The following is a 17,091-nucleotide window of genomic DNA, read 5'->3' as shown; positions in this document are numbered from 1 at the left end:
GGCCATGTTCAGCGCGATCAAGAAAATCGCCAACCGTTCCGACAGCCTTCGGCGCATCGCGCTGGAGCGCTGGTGGGACGAGCTGCGCGCTTCGCCCCGGGCCCGCGAGCCCGGGCGGCTGATCGGCCACGGCCGCAAGACCTACAGCCAGAACGACGAGGACGGCATCGTCCTGGAGATCTTCAACCGCATCGGCGAGGGCGACCGGCGGTTCATCGAGTTCGGCGTCCAGGCCGGGGTGGAGTGCAACACGGCTCTCTTGCTGATGGCCGGCTGGAGCGGCCTGTGGCTGGACGGCTCGGACAAGTATGTCGAGGCCGCCAAGAGCCACCACGCCGTGGTCGTGGGGCAGGGCCGGCTGACCGTCGAGAAGGCCTTCGTCACGTCCGAGAACATCGACGGCCTGCTGGGCCATTGGGCCGGCGGGAGCGCCGACAAGCCTGCCTCGGTGGACCTGCTGTCGATCGACATCGACGGCAACGACTACTGGATCTGGGAGGCGATCACCGCCGTGCGCCCGCGCGTCGTGATCATCGAATACAACGCCGCCTATCCGCCGCCCGTCGCCTTCGTCGCGCAGTACAAGGCAGACCGGGTCTGGGACGGCGGCAACTATCACAGCGCCAGCCTGGCCAGCCTGGAGGCCCTGGGCCGCGCCAAGGGCTACGCCCTGGTCGGCTGCAATCTGTCCGGCGCCAACGCCTTTTTCGTGCGCGAGGAAGAGTTGACCGGTCCTGACGGCCAGCCCCGTTTCGCCGCGCCCCATACGGCGGCCAACCACTACGAGCCGCCGCGCTACGACCTTTCCGGCCTGCCTTCTGGCCATCCGCCACGGTTCGGCGTCAACGCCGCGCCACAGCTTTCCTCGTCGCCGCTCTTGGGGGCCAAGACCTGACATGAACGCCAATCTCGCCGCCATCCTCTACATCGTGTCCGGGGTGCTGTTCATCCTGGCCCTGCGCGGGCTGTCCAGCCCGGTGACCAGCCAGGCGGGCAACCGCAACGGCATGATCGGCATGGGCATCGCCGTGCTGACCACCCTGGCCACGCTCTGGAAACAGGGTGCGCTGGATCCCGTGACCATCGGCCTGATCCTGGGCGGCATCGCGGTCGGCGGCACGGTGGGGGCGGTGATCGCCCGCAAGGTGGCCATGACCTCGATGCCGCAGCTGGTGGCGGCGTTCCACAGCCTGGTCGGCATGGCCGCGTGCCTGGTGGCCGTGGCGGCGATCTACACCCCGGCGGCCTACGGCATCCTCGGCGACAACGGCCAGGTGCACCTCAACAGCCTGATCGAGCTGTCGCTGGGCCTAGCCATCGGCGCCATCACCTTCACCGGCTCGGTCATCGCCTTCGCCAAGCTGAACGGCAACATGGGCGGCGCGCCGATCCTGCTGCCGGCCCGCCACCTGATCAACATCGTCATCGCCCTGGCCATCGTCGCCCTGGTGGTGGTGCTGGTGGTCAGCGGCGGCCACGCGATCTGGGCGTTCTGGGGGATCTTCGCCCTGGCCCTGCTGATCGGCGTCACCCTGATCATCCCGATCGGCGGCGCCGACATGCCGGTCGTGGTCTCGATGCTGAACTCCTATTCGGGCTGGGCCGCCGCGGCCCTGGGCTTCACGCTGGAGAACACCACCCTGATCATCACCGGCGCCCTGGTCGGTTCGTCGGGCGCGATCCTCTCCTACATCATGTGCAAGGGCATGAACCGCAGCTTCATCTCGGTGATCCTGGGCGGTTTCGGCGCTGACGCCGCCGCCGCGGCGGGTCCTGGCGGCAAGGTCGAGACGCGCCCGGTCAAGCAGGGCTCGGCCGACGACGCGGCCTTCATCATGAAGAACGCCAGCAAGGTGATCATCGTCCCCGGCTACGGCATGGCCGTGTCGCAAGCCCAGCACGCCCTGCGCGAAATGGCCGACAAGCTGAAGGAAGAGGGCGTGGAGGTGAAGTACGCCATCCATCCCGTCGCCGGCCGCATGCCCGGCCACATGAACGTGCTGCTGGCGGAAGCCAACGTCCCCTATGACGAGGTGTTCGAGCTGGAGGACATCAACAGCGAGTTCTCGACCGCCGACGTGGCCTTCGTGATCGGCGCCAACGACGTCACCAACCCGGCCGCCAAGACCGATCCGCAGAGCCCGATCTTCGGCATGCCGATCCTCGACGTCGAAAAGGCCCGCACCGTGCTGTTCATCAAGCGCGGCATGAGCAGCGGCTACGCCGGCGTCGAGAACGAGCTGTTCTTCCGCGACAACACCATGATGCTGTTCGGCGACGCCAAGAAGATGGTCGAGGGGATCGTCAAGGGGCTGTGAGGCGGCGAGGGACGGGTTCGTCGCTGTCCCAAGGCGATCCAAACTAGCTCCGCCATTTCGGGCCTTGTGTCCGGAACCCCTCTATCCGTCGCAGGTGCGGAGGGGGGCGCGCCGGCGCGCCAAGGCAACTCAAATGCGCGGCGGCGTGTTCTCGAAAAGAAGAAGCTCCGGACGGGACCCCGTCCGGAGCTTTGCTTTTTGACGGGTCGCAGAGGTCGTGCGGGTCTCAGCGGCTGGCGAGCGCGACGGTGTTGGCGCGCGACGCGATCCGCAGGCTTTGCCGCTGATCCTTGGACAGTTGCGACATGACTTGCTGGCGGACGGCGACCTTGCAGCCGGCCATGGTGAACGCGCCATTCGGATTGCCGCGCGCCATGTCGTGGCAGACGTCTTCGGCGGTCGCGTTGATGCGGGCGGCGAACTTGGCGGCGTCGGCGGGGGTCGCCAGGTTCAGGCCGACGAACGAGATGCGGGCGCTCGATGCGGCGGGGGCCTGGGTCAGGCCCGGTGTCGGAACGGCGGTTAGGGCCAGGGCGGAGGCGATGGTCAGGCTGATGATGAACTCGCGCATTGGAGTTGTCCCTCGATTTGGCGCTTGTTTCTCCCGGCGCCAAAGGGTGTACTCTCGTATTATTGTAAATACTCATCACATTTCATTCATGACGAGGAATTTATGAAAAGATAATGTTGGGTATTATAGATGATATTGGAGTTTTTGCGTATCTGTCGTCTATGGTTATGCTTCACCAATAGCTAAGGTTCGCTGCCTCTATGGTAATGTTTGGTGCTGAAAAAGCCCCCGAACGTTACCGTTCGGGGGCTTTTGCTTTTGGCGCGTCATGCGGTCGCTCAGCGGGCGGCGACGGCGACCGGGTTGGCGCGAGCGGCCATCCGCAGGCCTTGGCGCTGGGTCGAGGACAGTTGCGAGGCGACCTGTTTGCGGGCGGCGACCTTGCAGCCGGCGATCGTGAAGTCGCCGCTGGGATTGGTGCGGGCCATGTCGCCGCAGACGCGGTCGGCGGCGGCGTCGACGCGGATGGCGAATTCGGCCGCATGGGCCGGGTTGGAGAGGTTCAGGCCGACCAGCGACACGGTGGCGCTGCGGTCTTCGGCGTGGGCGGCCTGCAGCAGGCCCAGGGCGGGCACGGCGGCCAGGGTGACGGTGGCCACGGCGGCCAGGCTGGTCATGAACTTGCGCATTTGAGTTGTCCCTCTGTCTAGGCGCGTCCCTGCGCCCCATGTCCAAAGGTGTATTCTCGATTTCTTGGGAATACTCGTTACGTCTCATTCATGACGTGTAATTAAAGAAGTGGACCAAAAGTAATGTTCTGAATTTGCTGTAATGCACCGACGGTGATCCGCCTGCTGAGCTTTGGTCATGCTTGGCGAATGGTTAAGGTGCGCCGCCTTTTTGCCGCATGGGCGCGTCATAGAGCCGGCCTTCATCATCCCGAAAGGTCGCCTGTGGGATGGAGACGCGCTTCGGCGCGGTCACCTCGGGTCGACCGACCGTCTGTGAGGATCGCTCTTGGCGTCACGAGTCCTGGCCGCAACCGCGTCTCCCTATTCCCTGGCCGCCTTCGCCGCGGTGGGCGGGGCCATCGTGGTCTGGGGCATGGTCAACGCCGTCACGGCCATCGGCGCGATGGGCGCCGACCCGGACAAGCCCGCGCCGGCGCCCGCGATCGCGCCCGTCACGGCGCCCGAGCCGCCGCCGGCTCCGCCGCCCGCCTTCGTGTTCGACGCCCCGTTGCCGGGCCATGTGGTCAATTCGCCGTTCGGCCTGCGCCAGATGCCGTGGGAAGAGAACGGCCGCCTGCACGAGGGCGTCGACATCGCCGCTCCGGCCGGCGCGCCCGTACATGTCGCCACCGACGGCGTCATCACGCGCAGCGGCGTCAGCGGGACCTACGGCCGGTTCGTCGAGGTGGCCCACAAGGACGGCTTCCACACCCTCTATGCCCATCTGGGCCGCGACGCGGGCCTCAAGCGCGGGACCTATGTCAAGCGCGGGACGACCGTGGCCTATGTCGGAAGCAGCGGCCGCTCGACCGGCTCGCACCTGCACTTCGAACTGCGCAACAAGGCCGGCAAGCCGCTGAATCCGGCGCTGTTCATGGGCAAGACCTTCGCCGAGAAGGACGACCTGCCGCTGAAGGCGGCCGCCAAGGTCGGGCGCAAGGTGCGCCTGGCCCAGGTGTCGCGGTGGCCGGAGGGCGTCAAGGCCCAGATGGCCGGCAAGATGGCGGCCGAGGGCGACGGCGTGATCACCCGCGTCAAGGGCGGCCGCATCCGTACGCGGATCAACGTCGTCGACGGCTAAGGCCTGCGCAGGTCGAACCCCTGCATCGAATTTGGACGGCGCCGTCACTCGACGGACATGGTCGCTCGTCTAGAGTGGCCGAATGCTCAAGTTCATCGGACGCGTCGTTGCCGGATTCGCTCTTCTCTTCGTTTCGTTCGTTGCCGTGGGCGGCCTGATGTCGGCGGCCAGCCACCCCGTGCCGCGGGGCCGCATGGTCGACATCGGCGAGGGGCGGCAACTGCGGCTGGTCTGTGAAGGGCCGTCCCAAGGCGGGACCGGCGGGCGCCCGCTGGTGTGGCTGGAGGCGGGCGCCTTCGGCTTCGCCGCTGACTGGGGCGCGACCCAGGAGGCCTTGAGCGCCGCCGGCTGGCGGTCTTGCGCCTATGACCGGGCCGGCATGGGCTTCTCGCCGCCGGGACCCGCGCCGCGCGACGGCCTGGCCATCGTCTCCGACTTCGAGAAGCTGGTCGCCGCCTCGGGCGAAAAGGGGCCGTTCATCCTGGTCGGCCATTCGATGGCCGGCCTGCGTCTGCGCGAATACGCCGGACGCAACCCGAGCCAGGTGGCGGGGCTGGTGCTGGTCGACGCGTCCACGGCCGACGCGGCTGAAACCGAGAGTTTCAAGCCGTTCGTCAAGGCGTTCACCGCGGCTTCACGCTGGGCGGCGCGCGGCGCCTCGATCGGGCTGTTCAAGCCGCTGGCCCATACCGGCCTGGGCGACAAGATCGGCCTGCCGCCAGCCGCCCAGGCCGAGAAGCGCTGGGCCTTCGCCAACGGTCGCCACAACCGCACCGCCGCCACCGAAGTGGCCCTGTGGCCCCAGGCGGCCCGGCAGGCGGCCGCCGGACCGGTCTATGATCCCGACTGGCCGGTGGCGGTGGTCACGGCCGGACCGGTCAAGGGGCGCGAGCGGCGCAAGGCGATGCAGTCCGCCCCGGCGCTGCGGTCCAGGCACGGCTATGTGGACCACGTGGAGGCCGCCAGCCACACGCGGCTGCTGGGCGAGCCGTTCGCCGGGCACATCGTCAAGGCGGTGGAATTCGTGGCGGGGCCTCGCATTTGAAGACCCCCTCAGTCGCTCCGCGACAGCTCCCCCAGAGGGGGAGCATCTAGCGCGGCCCAGACCTCCCCCTCTGGGGGAGGTGGCCCAAAGGGCCGGAGGGGGCCGCGCAGCGGACAAAACAAAGCCCGCGTGGATCGCTCCACGCGGGCTTGTTGTGTCCAGGAACCTGGGAGCGTCGCTTAACGCGCGCCGACCGGCTTCTTCGGCATCGGCAGCAGGCCTTCGCGCTGGGCGCGCTTGCGGGCCAGCTTGCGGGCGCGGCGGACAGCTTCGGCCTTTTGACGGGCGCGCTTTTCCGACGGCTTTTCGTAGTGCACGTGCCGCTTCATTTCGCGGAACGAGCCTTCGCGTTGCATCTTCTTCTTCAGGGCCTTGAGCGCCTGATCGACGTTGTTGTCGCGGACGAAAATCTGGACCAGGGGTCTCTCTCCATTCGACGGCCCGACCATCTTCCCGAGTCCCTCTCAGGGGCCGGGCGGGCGAACAAAACCTGATAAGCCCGGAAAGGGATCTCCCGGGCGACGAGGGGCGGCTGATAGCAGAGGCGGCGGCCTCTGTCCATGGCGACGCGGCCTAAAGTCCCGTGTAGACTCGGATTCATGAGCGACAAAGACGCCGAGGCGGCCAACTGGGCCGAGACGACCGAGCAGCGGGTGCTGGACGAGGCCCTGCGCCTGGCGCCGCGCCTGGGGTGGAACCCTGGGCTGGTCCGAGCCGCGGCCGCCGCTACGGGGCTTAATGCCGGCGAGGCGCAACTCCTGCTGCCGCAAGGCCCGCGCGACCTGGCCGCCCTGCTGTCGCGCCGCCACGACAAGGCCGCCCTGACCACGCTGCAGGCCCAGGATCCGCAGCCGACCAAGATCCGCGACAAGATCCGCTCGGCCGTCGTCGCCCGCCTGGACGCCGCCCAGGGCGACGCCGAGGCCCTGCGCAAGCTGTCGGCCTTCCTGGCCTTCCCGACCCACCTGCCGCTGGCCCTGAGCCTGGTCTGGGAAAGCGCCGACGTCCTGTGGCGCTGGGCCGGCGACACGGCCACCGACGAGAATCACTATTCCAAGCGCGCGATCCTGTCGGGCATCCTGGTCTCGACCCTGGCGGTCGATATGGCGTCCGGCCGCGAGTCGGCGCTCAAGCACCTGGACGGCCGCATCGACAACGTCATGGCCTTCGAGAAATGGAAGGCCGGGATCAAGCCGATGAACCTGGCGGCCGAGGTGGCCGGGGCCCTGGCGCGGATGCGGTACGGACGGGGCTAGTCCTGAAGCCCCTCCCCCTGTGGGGGAGGTGTCGGCGAAGCCGACGGAGGGGGGAAGGAATCGGCCGCTATCGGACCTCCGATCCTCGATCCTAAAGCTCCCCCCACCGATCGCTGCGCGATCGCCTCCCCCACAGGGGGAGGGTCTATTGGCGCAAGCCTTCCAGCGCCCGATCCACCGCTGCCATCGCATGCAGCGTCGTGGTGTCGAACACCGGCACGGGACTGTCGGCTTGGCCGATCAGCAGCATGATCTCGGTGCAGCCCAGGATGATCCCCTGCGCGCCGCGATCGACCAGCCGCCGGATCACCGCCCGATAGGTCTCGCGAGACGCGTCCAGCACCTGGCCGGTCACCAGCTCGCGATAGATGATGTCGTGCACCGCCTTGCGGTCCTCGGCGTCGGGAACCAGCACCTCCAGGCCGAACTTCTCCTCCAGCCGGCCGCGATAGAAGTCCTGTTCCATGGTGAAGGCCGTGCCCAGCAGGCCGACCTTGGTCAGGCCCGCGGCCTGGATCGCCGCCGCCGTCGGGTCGGCGATGTGCAGCAGGGGGATCGACACGGCCGCCTCGATGGCGCCGGCGCAGCGGTGCATGGTGTTGGTGCACAGCACCAGGAAATCGGCCCCGCCGCCCTCTAAGGTCCTCGCTGCGTCCGCCATCTGGCCGCCCAGGGCGTCCCAGTCGCCGGCGTGCTGCAGCGCCTCGATCGCCGCGAAATCGAACGACCACATCAGGCTCCGGGCCGAGGCCACGCCGCCCAGCCGGTCGCGGACGCCTTCGTTGATCAGCCGATAATAGTGCACCGAGCTTTCCCAGCTCATGCCGCCGATGAGACCGATAAGCGCTTGCTTGGCCATTCGTCGCTCCGGAAGGCCGTCACACCGACGGCGTGTCTTTCCGCTAAGCTCTGGACGCCAAGCCCACAAGACAAAAGCCCAGGAGGCACGCCATGGATACCGTGATCCACAATCCCACCGACGGGATCTACGCCGCGACCGACGACTATGTGCACGCCATCGAAGTGCGCGATCCGGCGCGAATGCTGTTCGTGGCCGGGACCATGGGGCTGGATGCCGATGGCGTGGCGGGAACCAGGCTGGACCACCAGCTGGAGCTGGTCTGGTCGAACCTGCGGACCATCTTGGCCAGCGCCGGCATGAGCGTCGACAACATCGTGCGCCTGACCAGCTACCTGCGCGATCCGGCCTATGTCGAGGCCAACGGCGCGGCGCGGGTCAAGGCCCTGGGCGACCGGCGCATCCCGACCACGGCCATCATTGTCCAGACCCTGGCCGACGATTGGCTGGTCGAGTTGGAGATCATCGCGATGGCGTGAGGGGGCTGGTTCGCCCTCGCGTTTTCCTCCTCCACACCGTCATCCCGGGCCGTGCGGCAACTCAAACCGACATATGCTCTGCGTGGCGATCTGAAGAGCCTATGCCGCCTGCACACCCGAGACGGGAAGTAACATTGCAGAAAGTACCGAAGTAAACGCCTCCTCTTCGGCCTCCAAATCTTCCCTAGAGAGATCATAAGCATAACATTCAACAGAAATTCCAGATATGATTCCCAGGCGACGAAGTCCCGATACGCTTCCATCTCGCTTTTGATGAACGAGGACTACGCGATTTGTCCGGTAGGAAAGGGCATACGTTATAGCCTGATTGATATCACCCCGATCAGGTTTGTCTTTATATTTGACCTCAACAACAATCTTTTGCCCGGTCTCCCTGTCGACGAGCACGATATCGGGCTGGGCTGGCGGCACGGCCCTGTCATCGTACAATGGCTTTTGCCCATCTTCATTTCCGTCAAGAACCGCTATGTGAGTCGGAACGCGTGATTCCAAAGCATTTCTTAAGTATCTCTCGAACACCGCCTCAAAGTCCACAATAAAGGTATCTAATATAACGTTCCCGCTGAATTGGTCCAAAGCGATTCCGCGACCGGATAGAACCAATAATGCAATATCCAGAGGTCTGTAATAGTATTCTCGACCGGTCGGCAGAGTTCTAAAGCGAACAATGTGCTGACAATCTATGTAGTCATAGCTCGACGCGTCGCGGATTTGACCTGGAAGACGGCTAAAAGCTTCATTTCCACGTCGAAGTAGAGCTCTATCCGGCTGCCCCCTTCTCAACGATGTTAGCAAGTGGACAAGCGCTGATCGTATTACCCTGTTGGGTGCAATATCCGAAGTTTGATCGAACCTTTCAATCACTGCACGATGTTTTATACCGCGAGCACGGCAGGTTTGCAGCGTGGCCGCCGCACGAATTCTGCCGCGAGGATGCGCCGCTACCTCTACACGCTGAACATACTGCTTTAGTGTCCCGTTACTCTCGATGGGCTGAAGCGCGGAAATAAGATTTCTTAGTATGAACTCAAGCACGTTTGCACTTGGGCTCCCAAATGCCTCGTAAAGTCGATCAGATCCCGAAATATAGTCTATGGTAGCCCGAGATTCTCCCAAAACACGAGAGAGGTTTCCAACAGGCATTTTTGGCTGAACATCAATTGCAATCGAATTCGTTAGTGGAATAAGCCCAACGTATTTGCCCGCGTTCAGCAGAACGCTGCCTCTTCGAAATTGAAGGAATAGCAATCCCTTCTCTTCGATATGCGGCAAAACCGAAAGCTCGCCGTTGGTAAGTAGCGCGGCGAGGGGGAGCGTCATTGTCGCACGCGAATTCATCGTGATGATGAGCTTTTCGCCTTCAACGCTCACGAATTATGCCTCCGGCGCGGGGGCGGTTTGGGCTGCGCCTGGCTGCACCGCAGGCTCCGCTGAGCCTTCAACTAGCGGCGCTTCAGCAACCGCTAGTGCTTCGACAGACGAAATGCAGGTGCCCCACAACGCCTCCACATCTTTCAATGTCGCATCGTCAAAGCGAAATCTACGTTTTACGAAGTGCTGGAGTTGCGTATCCCAGAGCCGCTTCAGCGAATTTTCGTCTTTGACAGTCCTGAAGAACGCATGCCCCAACGGCGCATGTCTCTGAAACGCCACAAAGAATTCCATGACCAATCTCAGGAAATCTTCGTCGTCCGCTGACCGAAGCGCTGAACGATCCAGACGACCGTACCGAGGCGGCGACCGCGCTACGCGGCCTGATCGATAAGATCGTGCTGACGCCCGGCTCCAAGCGCGGCGAGATCAGCGCCCAGCTTTTCGGGGACTTAGAGACTGTCCTGGCTTGGGCGCATGGTCAGGGAGACCGACGGCGGGAAGCCGCCGGCCTGTTTCCATGGGCCGTCGAGGGCGCTTTGTCGGTTGCGGTAGGCGCAGGGCCTTGTGCCCGGGACCCCTGGTTCAGCCGACGGTGAAGTACAATGGTGCGACAGCTAGCGCGCCACTCCCCCGCACCTGCGGCGAAGAGAGGGGTTCCGGGCACAAGGCCCGGAATGGCGGTCGAAAGGGAGAGGGAGAGAGCGTCTGACGCCCCTAGTCCTTCAGCCCCCGCAACCTATTGACGTGCCCCATCTTCCGCCCCGGCCGGGCCTCGCCCTTGCCGTAGAGGTGGATGCGGGTCTCGGGTTCGGCGGCCAGCTTGGCCCAGGCCTCGACCTCGGGGCCCAGCAGGTTGGTCATCTCGACATGGGCGCGGGCGGCGGTGGGGCCCAGGGGCCAGCCGGCGACGGCGCGGATGTGCTGCTCGAACTGATCGACCTCGCAGCCGTCCTGGGTCCAGTGGCCGGTGTTGTGCACCCGGGGGGCGAACTCGTTGACCAGCAGCTTGCCGTCAGCCAGTTCGAACAGCTCGACCCCGATCACCCCGACATATTCCAAGGCGGTCAGGATCTTGGCGACGATGGCCTCGGCCTGGTCGCGGGTGGCCTCGGTGATCTTGGCCGGGGCGCTGGTGCGGCGCAGGACGCCGCCCTCGTGGTGGTTGTCCGACAGCGGGTAGCAGGCGATCTCGCCGTCGCGGCCGCGGGCGGCGATCACCGACAGCTCGCGCACGAAGTCGGCGGGGGCCTCGAGGATGGCCGGCTGCTGGCCGATCCTGTCGAAGCTGGCCGGGGCGTCGGCGGGGCGCTGGACCCAGGCCTGGCCCTTGCCGTCATAGCCCTCGCGCCGGGTCTTGAGCAGCGACGGGGCGCCGATCCTGGCCACGGCGGCGGCCAGGTCATCGGCGGTCTCGACGGCGGCGAAGGCGACGGTGGGCACGCCGATCTCGGCCAGGAAGGTCTTTTCCACCACCCGGTCCTGGGCGGCGGCCAGGGCCTTGGCGCCGGGGGCGACGAGCACGCCCTGGGCGGTCAGCTCGGCGACCGTGTCGGCCGGCACGTTCTCGAACTCGTAGGTGACGACGTCGCAGACCTCGGCCAGGCGTCTCAGCGCCCAGCGGTCGTCATAGGGGGCGACGATCTGGCGGGCGGCCACGCGGCCGGCCGGACTGTTCTCCTCGGGGTCGAGGATCACCACGTCGAAGCCCAGGCGGGCGGCGGCCAGGGCCAGCATGCGCCCCAGCTGCCCCCCGCCGAGGATGCCGATCGTGGAGCCGGGGGCCAGGGGAGCGGCGGGGGGCTGGGTCATCAGTCTTCGACGCTTTCGACGACGCTGTCGGTCTGTTCGGCCCGGAAGGCGGCCAGGCGGCCGGCCAAAGCGTCGTCCGAGATCGCCAGGATCTGGGCGGCCAGCAGGCCGGCGTTCCTGGCCCCCGCCTCGCCGATCGCCAGGGTGGCCACCGGAACGCCGCCCGGCATCTGGACGATGGACAGCAGGGAATCCAGGCCGTTCAGGGCCTTGGACTGCACCGGCACGCCCAGCACCGGCAGGATGGTCATCGAGGCGACCATGCCAGGCAGGTGGGCCGCGCCGCCCGCGCCGGCGATGATCACCTTGTAGCCGGCGGCCTGGGCGGTGGTGGAGAACGCGACCAGGCGCTGCGGCGTGCGGTGGGCCGACACCACCTTGGCCTCGTAGGCCACGCCCAGGGCGTCGAGCGCCTCGGCCGCCTTCTTCATCGTCGGCCAGTCCGAGCGGCTGCCCATGACGATCGCCACGGGGGGGGCGACAGGTGGCGTGGCGGTGGGCATCGGCGACGATTTCCCTAGAGGCGGCGGTGGAACGCCCCTCAAAGGTTTTGGCGCGTTCCGTGACCTGACGGCCGTGAATCGCGGGCCTTATAGCCCCTGGCGTCAAAGCGCCAAAGCCCGTTCTCACCGAATGAACCTCGGGAAAAGCCCAGGCGATCCGAAGGGATAGGCCAAACCCGCGACGCCGCGACACAGGGGTGTCGCCATTGTCATGGTTAATGAAAGAACGCAGAAATGCTGGAGCTTCATTGCAAGTGATTCCCCCTGTGGTTCCCGGCCTCCCATGAAGATCACCAGCGCCCGCACCGAATCCTTCTCGGCCATCCGCCGCCGAGCCCTGACCGAGGCGGCCGGACCGGCCGTCGCGCGGGCCGTGGTCGCCGCCGACACGGCCGGGTTCCTGGGGTTGTCTGAGGCCGACCTGAGCCCGCAGGTGCAGGCGGCGCTGAAGACCCTGATGGTCGAGATCGACGACCTGCGCAACGAGGTCGCCCGACTGAAGTTCAAGCTGGGCGAGGCCCAGGGCCTGGCCGACCTGGACGTGCTGGCCCCGGTGCTGAACCGCCGGGCCTTCCTGCGCGAGATCAAGCGGGTGGCGGCCTTCGCCCAGCGCTACGGCTCGCCGGCCAGCCTGGTGTTCTTCGACCTGGACGGCTTCAAGGCCGTCAACGACCGCTTCGGCCACGCGGCCGGCGACCAAGCCCTGAAGGCCGTGGCCGAGCGCCTGCAGGCCCATGTCCGCGAAACCGACGTGGTGGGCCGGATCGGCGGCGACGAGTTCGCCGTGCTGCTGGTCCAGGCCGACCAGCGGACCGCCGCCTCCAAGGCCGAGACCCTGGCCGCCGCCGTGCGCGACATGCCCGTGCAGGTGGGCGAGTGGTCGGTGCCACTGCGCATTTCCTGGGGCGTGCGCGAGATCGAGGCGGGCGTCGACCCCGAAGTCGCCCTGGCCGAGGCCGACGCGGCGATGTTCCTGAAGAAGCGGGTCCGCAAGGAAGCGTAAGGGCGCATCGGCCTTCAAACGCCTTGCGTGGTCCTCGTCCTTCGACAGGCTCGGGATGAGGACCATTTCCATTCGCGGGCAGTAGAAAAACCTCATCCTGAGCTTTCGAAGGGCGAGGTTTTCGTCAGGGCGAGAGCGCGCTATCTCCCTCACAAAAGAGGAGCCCGCCCGTGTCCAAGTCGCACCACTACGCCACGACCCTGACCTGGACGGGCGATACCGGCGCCGGCACGGCCAGCTACCGGTCCTATGAGCGGGCCTATGAGGTCGCCGCCGAGGGCAAGCCGACGATCGCCGGCTCGTCGGATCCGAGTTTCCGCGGCGACCCGGGCCGCTGGAACCCCGAAGAACTGCTGCTGGCTTCGATCAGCTCATGCCATCAGCTCTGGTACCTGCACCTGTGCGCGGCGAACGGCGTGGTGGTCGTCGCCTATAGCGACGAGGCCACGGCGGTGATGGTCGAGGACGAGACCGGCGGCGGCCGGTTCGAGAGCGCGACCTTGCGGCCCCGGGTGACGATCGCGGCGGGTTCGGACCCGGCCAAGGCCCTGGCCCTGCACCACGAGGCCAACGCCAAGTGCTTCGTGGCCAATTCGCTGAACTTCCCGGTGGCGCACGAGGCGAGCGTGGAGGTGCAATGAGGCGGCGGTCGCGGTCCTGAGGTTGCTGGCGCGGTCGGCGACGATACCCTAGGCGATGATGTCCGGCATGAGCTGGTCTTCCAGCCGCACGATCTCGTCCTTCAGCGCCAGCTTTCGGCGCTTGAGGCGGGCGATCTGCAGCATGTCGGGCTGGGGGCGCTCCTCGAGGGCCGTGACCGCGTCGCCGAGATCCTGGTGCTCTTCGCGCAGGATCGCCAGACGCCGCTCGAGGGCGATGTCGCTGTCGTCTGAAGCGTCGTCGTCGTTCATGGACGCTCTTCCTGCTGGGACCCGGGGGCGGTGATAGATAGCAAAGCCTGACAGGGGGTAAAGGCCCTCGTCAAACCCCGCCGGCCAAGGCGTCGGAAAGGGCGCGCAGGGCGGCTTCGCGCGGCGGATCGCCGGACGCCCGGGCGGCCTCCAGCAACGTGTCGAACACGTCCAGCGCCGGACCCGGCGCGCCGCTGAGCGCTTCCAGGCTTTCCATCAGCACCTTCTCGCCGTGCAGCTCGACGTCCTTGACCGCGTTGCGGAAGTCCTCACGCGCGCCGTCGTCGATCGCGGGCCAGGCGGGCTTGATCGCGCGGCGGATGGCGCGCAGGGGCGAGCCGACCTCGGCGTCCCAGCGCTTGACCAGCCGGGCGGCCGCCTGAACGTCGGCAGTCCGGCCTTCGCTGGCCCGCCAGGCGGCCCACAGCAGATAGGGCACGTTCTGGCCGTGCCCGTCCTGCAGCGCCAGGCACGCGCCTGCGACAGACTGTCGCGCATAGACATCCAGGGCCCACTGCCAAAGCCGCATCTCGGTTAACCCCCCAAGGCCTTTCAAGCCTCTCCAGTGATCGTCGCCAGGCCCTCGCCCCAGCGCTTGACCGGCCGCCAGGACAGGCCGAACAGGTCGAACGCGCGGCCCACCGACTGGTCGACCATCTCGGCGATCGACCGCGGCTTGGCGTAGAACGCGGGAAGCGGCGGGGCGATCACCGCGCCCATCTCGGCCAGCTTGGTCAGGGTGCGCAGGTGGCCCAGGTGCAGCGGCGTCTCGCGCACCATCAGCACCAGCGGCCGGCGCTCCTTCAGCGTCACGTCGGCGGCGCGGGTCAGCAGGGACGAGGTGACGCCGGTGGCGATCTCGCTCATCGAGCGGACCGAGCACGGCGCGATGATCATGCCCAATGTCCGATATGAGCCCGACGCGATCGCCGCCCCAATGTCGCCCACACGATGGACAACGTCCGCCTTCTCATTGACCTGGGCGATGGAAAGTTGGGTCTCCTGCGCCAGGGTCAGGGCGGCCGACTTGGACAGGACCAGGTGGCTCTCGACGCCCAGTTCGCGGCAGGCGTCCAGGGCCCGCAAACCGTAGACAACCCCCGACGCGCCTGAGATTCCGACGACCAGGCGAGGTTTTTCCGACAAGGCCAGCGGGTCCGACATGGTGAATTTCGTCCGTCCTGGGAGCAAGCTGCGCCAGGTCAAGCGCCGCCGATTGCAATCATATGTGATCTGACAGCTTCGAACAGCGGGTGTTGACTTGCGCCTCCACCAGCAAGGAGCCGACAGCCATGGCCATCGAATCCCGTATCCGCGAGCTAGGGTCCCGTCACGAGAACCTCGACCGCACGATTCAGGAGGAGACCAGTCGACCCGTCAGCGACAGCACCCGTCTCCGGGAGCTGAAGCGGCAGAAGCTCAGGCTCAAGGAGGAGATCGAAGGCCTCAGGGCCCGACTTCACTAGCCCCCTCTGGCCATCGCCGATAGCGGGGATGGCCGCCCGAGGAGGCCGAAAACAGAAAGGCCCGCTCCGTGCAGACGGTGCGGGCCTTTTGCTGTCGCGGATGGGACATTCGCGGAGGGGGGCAGGCGCATGCGCCTGTCCCCAATCCAGCCCAATCACGATCAGTCCTCGTCGTCTTCGTCCTCGTCGGGGACGTAGGTCGACTTGCCGAACACGTCTTCGGCCTTGGGCTCGATGCGGCCCTTGCGGATCGCGGCCTCTTCCTCGTCGTGGTCTTCCGGCAGGGCGCTGGTTTCCGAGGCCGGACGCAGGGTCGGGTCTTCCGGCAGGATGCCCTTCTTCAGGTCGTCCTTGGCCTTCTTCTCGGCGGCCTTCTTGACCAGCGCGTCCAGCTCCAGCTGGCCGACCAGGCCCAGGGTCACCGGATCGACCGGCTTGATGTTGGCCGCGTTCCAGTGGGTGCGGGCCCGGACCTGCTCGATGGTCGACTTGGTGGTGCCCAGCAGCTTGGAGATTTGCGCGTCGGTCACTTCGGGGTGGTGGCGCAGGAACCAGGCGATGGCGTCCGGGCGATCCTGGCGGCGCGACACCGGGGTGTAGCGCGGAGCCTTCTTCTGCGGCTTCAGCAGTTCGGCGTGGCGGCTGACCTGGGCCTTCATGCGGTACTTGTCATTGGCCTGGGCCTTGTCCAGCTCTTCGCGGGTCAGCTGGCCGTTGCCCATCGGGTCGGCGCCGCGAATGTCGCGCGCGACCTCGCCGTCGGCGATGCCGCTGACTTCCAGCGGGTGCAGACCGCAGAAATCGGCGATCTGTTCAAAGGTCAGCGACGTGTTTTCCACGAGCCAGACGGCCGTCGCCTTGGGCATCAGGATGTCGGACATGCGGTCCTCCAGAAATGACGGCGCCCGACCTTGCGGCCGGGCGGGATGTTCAGCCTGGAGCTATAATGCGGTTCTTCGGGAAAGGGAACGGGGAACGGAGCGCGCTCACGTCAGCAGGGCGATCAGCTTGTCCGCGTCCTTCGGCGCAGCGCTCTTCACGTCGTTGTCGAAGTAGCTGAACGTCTCCAGGCCCTCGGCGCGCCAGGCCGCGAGCTGCTTGGCCCAGGCCTTCAGCTCGGCGTCCGAATACCGGCCGTGATAGTGGCCGCCGGGCCCGTGGCCGCGCACATAGGCGAAGTCGGCGGTGGCCAGCCAGGGCGAGGGGGCGTCGTGGTGGTCGGAGACGCAGAAGGCGACGCCATGGTCGCGCAGGATCGCGTAGACCGCCTCGTCGTACCAGCTGGCGTGGCGGAACTCGACCGTGACCCGCTGGCCTTTCGGCGGCCAGTCCAGGAACCGCTTCAGCCGTTCGTCGTCGCGGTGGAGCATCGGCGGCAGCTGCACCAGGGCCGGGCCGCGCCGGTCGCCCAGCGGCTTCATGCGGCCGAACACCAGGTCGACGCTGTCCTGGCAGTCCTTCAGCTTCTTGTTGTGGGTGATGTAGCGCGAGACCTTCCAGGCGAACAGGAAGCCGTCCGGCGCCTGCCGGGCCCAACCCTCCACAGCCGCCTCCGAGGGCAGGCGATAGAAGCTGCCGTTGATCTCGGTGGTGTCGAAGCGCGTGGCGTAATAGGCGAAGCGGTCCTTCGCCTTCACGGTCTCGGGGTAGAACGGGCCTTTCCAGTCGTCATAGGTCCAGCCGGAACAGCCGATGCGCGGGCGAGGAGACATGGGGAAGGAACG

Annotated in this window: 22 protein-coding genes; 9 read left to right on the top strand and 13 right to left on the bottom strand. The window is 66.5% G+C overall.

Annotated features, from left to right (window positions below):
• The first annotated feature begins 4 nt into the window (after positions 1-4).
• On the top strand, positions 5-895 hold the full coding sequence (locus tag ACSQ2G_RS22625) for a hypothetical protein (RefSeq protein WP_436034627.1): 891 nt from the start codon (positions 5-7) through the stop codon (positions 893-895).
• Between the two features lies 1 nt (position 896).
• Positions 897-2,318, top strand: a complete 1,422-nt coding sequence (locus tag ACSQ2G_RS22620) for an NAD(P)(+) transhydrogenase (Re/Si-specific) subunit beta (RefSeq protein WP_436034626.1) — start codon at positions 897-899, stop codon at positions 2,316-2,318.
• 226 nt (positions 2,319-2,544) lie between these two features.
• On the opposite strand, the gene ACSQ2G_RS22615 is transcribed toward ACSQ2G_RS22620, so the two are convergent.
• Positions 2,545-2,889 (bottom strand): UrcA family protein, encoded by a 345-nt coding sequence (locus tag ACSQ2G_RS22615; protein WP_436034625.1) that lies wholly within the window; start codon positions 2,887-2,889, stop codon positions 2,545-2,547.
• A 278-nt stretch (positions 2,890-3,167) separates the two neighbouring features.
• On the bottom strand, positions 3,168-3,518 hold the full coding sequence (locus ACSQ2G_RS22610; RefSeq protein ID WP_436034624.1) for a UrcA family protein: 351 nt from the start codon (positions 3,516-3,518) through the stop codon (positions 3,168-3,170).
• A gap of 328 nt (positions 3,519-3,846) precedes the next feature.
• Between ACSQ2G_RS22610 and ACSQ2G_RS22605 the strand changes: the two genes are divergently transcribed.
• Positions 3,847-4,641: a M23 family metallopeptidase gene (locus ACSQ2G_RS22605; RefSeq protein ID WP_436034623.1), complete on the top strand. Its 795-nt coding sequence runs from the start codon at positions 3,847-3,849 to the stop codon at positions 4,639-4,641.
• 82 nt (positions 4,642-4,723) lie between these two features.
• The gene (locus tag ACSQ2G_RS22600) at positions 4,724-5,686 is read left to right on the top strand and encodes an alpha/beta fold hydrolase (protein WP_436034622.1); all 963 of its coding nucleotides are present in this window, start codon (positions 4,724-4,726) and stop codon (positions 5,684-5,686) included.
• 179 nt (positions 5,687-5,865) lie between these two features.
• On the opposite strand, the gene rpsU is transcribed toward ACSQ2G_RS22600, so the two are convergent.
• On the bottom strand, positions 5,866-6,105 hold the full coding sequence (rpsU, locus tag ACSQ2G_RS22595) for a 30S ribosomal protein S21 (RefSeq protein WP_155856916.1): 240 nt from the start codon (positions 6,103-6,105) through the stop codon (positions 5,866-5,868).
• Positions 6,106-6,285: 180 nt separating this feature from the next.
• On the opposite strand from rpsU, the gene ACSQ2G_RS22590 reads away from it, so the two are divergent.
• A complete protein-coding gene (locus ACSQ2G_RS22590) occupies positions 6,286-6,942 on the top strand; it encodes a COQ9 family protein (RefSeq protein WP_436034621.1) in 657 nt (218 codons plus the stop codon).
• A 145-nt stretch (positions 6,943-7,087) separates the two neighbouring features.
• Here the strand turns inward: ACSQ2G_RS22590 and ACSQ2G_RS22585 are convergent, their stop codons facing one another.
• A complete protein-coding gene (locus tag ACSQ2G_RS22585) occupies positions 7,088-7,801 on the bottom strand; it encodes an aspartate/glutamate racemase family protein (RefSeq protein ID WP_436034620.1) in 714 nt (237 codons plus the stop codon).
• Positions 7,802-7,893: 92 nt separating this feature from the next.
• Here ACSQ2G_RS22585 and ACSQ2G_RS22580 point away from each other — a divergent pair, with 92 nt between their 5' ends.
• On the top strand, positions 7,894-8,280 hold the full coding sequence (locus ACSQ2G_RS22580; protein WP_436034619.1) for a RidA family protein: 387 nt from the start codon (positions 7,894-7,896) through the stop codon (positions 8,278-8,280).
• Between the two features lie 99 nt (positions 8,281-8,379).
• Here ACSQ2G_RS22580 and ACSQ2G_RS22575 read toward each other — a convergent pair whose 3' ends face one another.
• From ACSQ2G_RS22575 to purE, 4 genes are all read right to left on the bottom strand, one after another.
• Entirely contained in the window at positions 8,380-9,672 is a 1,293-nt protein-coding gene (locus tag ACSQ2G_RS22575; protein WP_436034618.1) for an McrC family protein, read from the bottom strand.
• Between the two features lie 3 nt (positions 9,673-9,675).
• Positions 9,676-9,966, bottom strand: coding sequence for a hypothetical protein (locus tag ACSQ2G_RS22570; protein ID WP_436034617.1), 291 nt, complete (start codon positions 9,964-9,966; stop codon positions 9,676-9,678).
• 423 nt (positions 9,967-10,389) lie between these two features.
• Positions 10,390-11,484 carry a 5-(carboxyamino)imidazole ribonucleotide synthase gene (locus ACSQ2G_RS22565; RefSeq protein WP_436034616.1) on the bottom strand — a complete coding sequence of 365 codons (1,095 nt, stop codon included), beginning with the start codon at positions 11,482-11,484 and terminating at the stop codon, positions 10,390-10,392.
• Complete coding sequence (gene purE, locus ACSQ2G_RS22560; protein ID WP_436034615.1) at positions 11,484-11,987, bottom strand: 5-(carboxyamino)imidazole ribonucleotide mutase; 504 nt, start codon at positions 11,985-11,987, stop codon at positions 11,484-11,486. The genes ACSQ2G_RS22565 and purE overlap by 1 nt, the downstream gene beginning before the upstream one ends.
• A 283-nt stretch (positions 11,988-12,270) precedes the next feature.
• Between purE and ACSQ2G_RS22555 the strand changes: the two genes are divergently transcribed.
• Positions 12,271-12,990 carry a GGDEF domain-containing protein gene (locus tag ACSQ2G_RS22555; protein WP_436034614.1) on the top strand — a complete coding sequence of 240 codons (720 nt, stop codon included), beginning with the start codon at positions 12,271-12,273 and terminating at the stop codon, positions 12,988-12,990.
• A 170-nt stretch (positions 12,991-13,160) separates the two neighbouring features.
• Positions 13,161-13,631: an OsmC family protein gene (locus ACSQ2G_RS22550; RefSeq protein ID WP_436034613.1), complete on the top strand. Its 471-nt coding sequence runs from the start codon at positions 13,161-13,163 to the stop codon at positions 13,629-13,631.
• Between the two features lie 48 nt (positions 13,632-13,679).
• On the opposite strand, the gene ACSQ2G_RS22545 is transcribed toward ACSQ2G_RS22550, so the two are convergent.
• The 3 genes from ACSQ2G_RS22545 to ACSQ2G_RS22535 all read right to left on the bottom strand — a co-directional run bounded on the left by ACSQ2G_RS22545 (position 13,680) and on the right by ACSQ2G_RS22535 (position 15,065).
• A complete protein-coding gene (locus tag ACSQ2G_RS22545) occupies positions 13,680-13,901 on the bottom strand; it encodes a YdcH family protein (RefSeq protein WP_310082017.1) in 222 nt (73 codons plus the stop codon).
• A 70-nt stretch (positions 13,902-13,971) separates the two neighbouring features.
• The gene (locus ACSQ2G_RS22540) at positions 13,972-14,430 is read right to left on the bottom strand and encodes a TIGR02444 family protein (protein WP_436034612.1); all 459 of its coding nucleotides are present in this window, start codon (positions 14,428-14,430) and stop codon (positions 13,972-13,974) included.
• Positions 14,431-14,453: 23 nt separating this feature from the next.
• Complete coding sequence (locus tag ACSQ2G_RS22535) at positions 14,454-15,065, bottom strand: UbiX family flavin prenyltransferase (protein WP_436034611.1); 612 nt, start codon at positions 15,063-15,065, stop codon at positions 14,454-14,456.
• A gap of 128 nt (positions 15,066-15,193) precedes the next feature.
• Here ACSQ2G_RS22535 and ACSQ2G_RS22530 point away from each other — a divergent pair, with 128 nt between their 5' ends.
• Positions 15,194-15,367, top strand: coding sequence for a YdcH family protein (locus ACSQ2G_RS22530; protein WP_035084766.1), 174 nt, complete (start codon positions 15,194-15,196; stop codon positions 15,365-15,367).
• A 161-nt stretch (positions 15,368-15,528) separates the two neighbouring features.
• On the opposite strand, the gene ACSQ2G_RS22525 is transcribed toward ACSQ2G_RS22530, so the two are convergent.
• Both ACSQ2G_RS22525 and ACSQ2G_RS22520 read right to left on the bottom strand, forming a co-directional pair.
• Positions 15,529-16,248 carry a DUF1013 domain-containing protein gene (locus ACSQ2G_RS22525; protein WP_310082011.1) on the bottom strand — a complete coding sequence of 240 codons (720 nt, stop codon included), beginning with the start codon at positions 16,246-16,248 and terminating at the stop codon, positions 15,529-15,531.
• 105 nt (positions 16,249-16,353) lie between these two features.
• Positions 16,354-17,079, bottom strand: a complete 726-nt coding sequence (locus ACSQ2G_RS22520; RefSeq protein WP_436034610.1) for a DUF72 domain-containing protein — start codon at positions 17,077-17,079, stop codon at positions 16,354-16,356.
• Positions 17,080-17,091: the final 12 nt, after the last annotated feature.

The sequence above is a fragment of the Caulobacter sp. LjRoot300 genome (assembly GCF_964253875.1).
Lineage (GTDB): Bacteria > Pseudomonadota > Alphaproteobacteria > Caulobacterales > Caulobacteraceae > Caulobacter.
Note: the sequence above shows the minus strand (reverse complement) of the source record. Positions and strands in the feature narration are given on the sequence as shown.

Excerpts from the sequence above, each read along its gene's own strand:
- ACSQ2G_RS22625 (WP_436034627.1), top strand. The coding sequence starts at position 5 with ATGTTCAGCGCGATCAAGAAAATCGCCAACCGTTCCGACAGCCTTCGG.
- ACSQ2G_RS22620 (WP_436034626.1), top strand. The coding sequence starts at position 897 with ATGAACGCCAATCTCGCCGCCATCCTCTACATCGTGTCCGGGGTGCTG.
- ACSQ2G_RS22615 (WP_436034625.1), bottom strand. The coding sequence starts at position 2,889 with ATGCGCGAGTTCATCATCAGCCTGACCATCGCCTCCGCCCTGGCCCTA.
- ACSQ2G_RS22610 (WP_436034624.1), bottom strand. The coding sequence starts at position 3,518 with ATGCGCAAGTTCATGACCAGCCTGGCCGCCGTGGCCACCGTCACCCTG.
- ACSQ2G_RS22600 (WP_436034622.1), top strand. The coding sequence starts at position 4,724 with ATGCTCAAGTTCATCGGACGCGTCGTTGCCGGATTCGCTCTTCTCTTC.
- ACSQ2G_RS22590 (WP_436034621.1), top strand. The coding sequence starts at position 6,286 with ATGAGCGACAAAGACGCCGAGGCGGCCAACTGGGCCGAGACGACCGAG.
- ACSQ2G_RS22585 (WP_436034620.1), bottom strand. The coding sequence starts at position 7,801 with ATGGCCAAGCAAGCGCTTATCGGTCTCATCGGCGGCATGAGCTGGGAA.
- ACSQ2G_RS22580 (WP_436034619.1), top strand. The coding sequence starts at position 7,894 with ATGGATACCGTGATCCACAATCCCACCGACGGGATCTACGCCGCGACC.
- ACSQ2G_RS22570 (WP_436034617.1), bottom strand. The coding sequence starts at position 9,966 with ATGGAATTCTTTGTGGCGTTTCAGAGACATGCGCCGTTGGGGCATGCG.
- ACSQ2G_RS22565 (WP_436034616.1), bottom strand. The coding sequence starts at position 11,484 with ATGACCCAGCCCCCCGCCGCTCCCCTGGCCCCCGGCTCCACGATCGGC.
- purE (WP_436034615.1), bottom strand. The coding sequence starts at position 11,987 with ATGCCCACCGCCACGCCACCTGTCGCCCCCCCCGTGGCGATCGTCATG.
- ACSQ2G_RS22555 (WP_436034614.1), top strand. The coding sequence starts at position 12,271 with ATGAAGATCACCAGCGCCCGCACCGAATCCTTCTCGGCCATCCGCCGC.
- ACSQ2G_RS22545 (WP_310082017.1), bottom strand. The coding sequence starts at position 13,901 with ATGAACGACGACGACGCTTCAGACGACAGCGACATCGCCCTCGAGCGG.
- ACSQ2G_RS22540 (WP_436034612.1), bottom strand. The coding sequence starts at position 14,430 with ATGCGGCTTTGGCAGTGGGCCCTGGATGTCTATGCGCGACAGTCTGTC.
- ACSQ2G_RS22535 (WP_436034611.1), bottom strand. The coding sequence starts at position 15,065 with ATGTCGGACCCGCTGGCCTTGTCGGAAAAACCTCGCCTGGTCGTCGGA.
- ACSQ2G_RS22530 (WP_035084766.1), top strand. The coding sequence starts at position 15,194 with ATGGCCATCGAATCCCGTATCCGCGAGCTAGGGTCCCGTCACGAGAAC.
- ACSQ2G_RS22525 (WP_310082011.1), bottom strand. The coding sequence starts at position 16,248 with ATGTCCGACATCCTGATGCCCAAGGCGACGGCCGTCTGGCTCGTGGAA.
- ACSQ2G_RS22520 (WP_436034610.1), bottom strand. The coding sequence starts at position 17,079 with ATGTCTCCTCGCCCGCGCATCGGCTGTTCCGGCTGGACCTATGACGAC.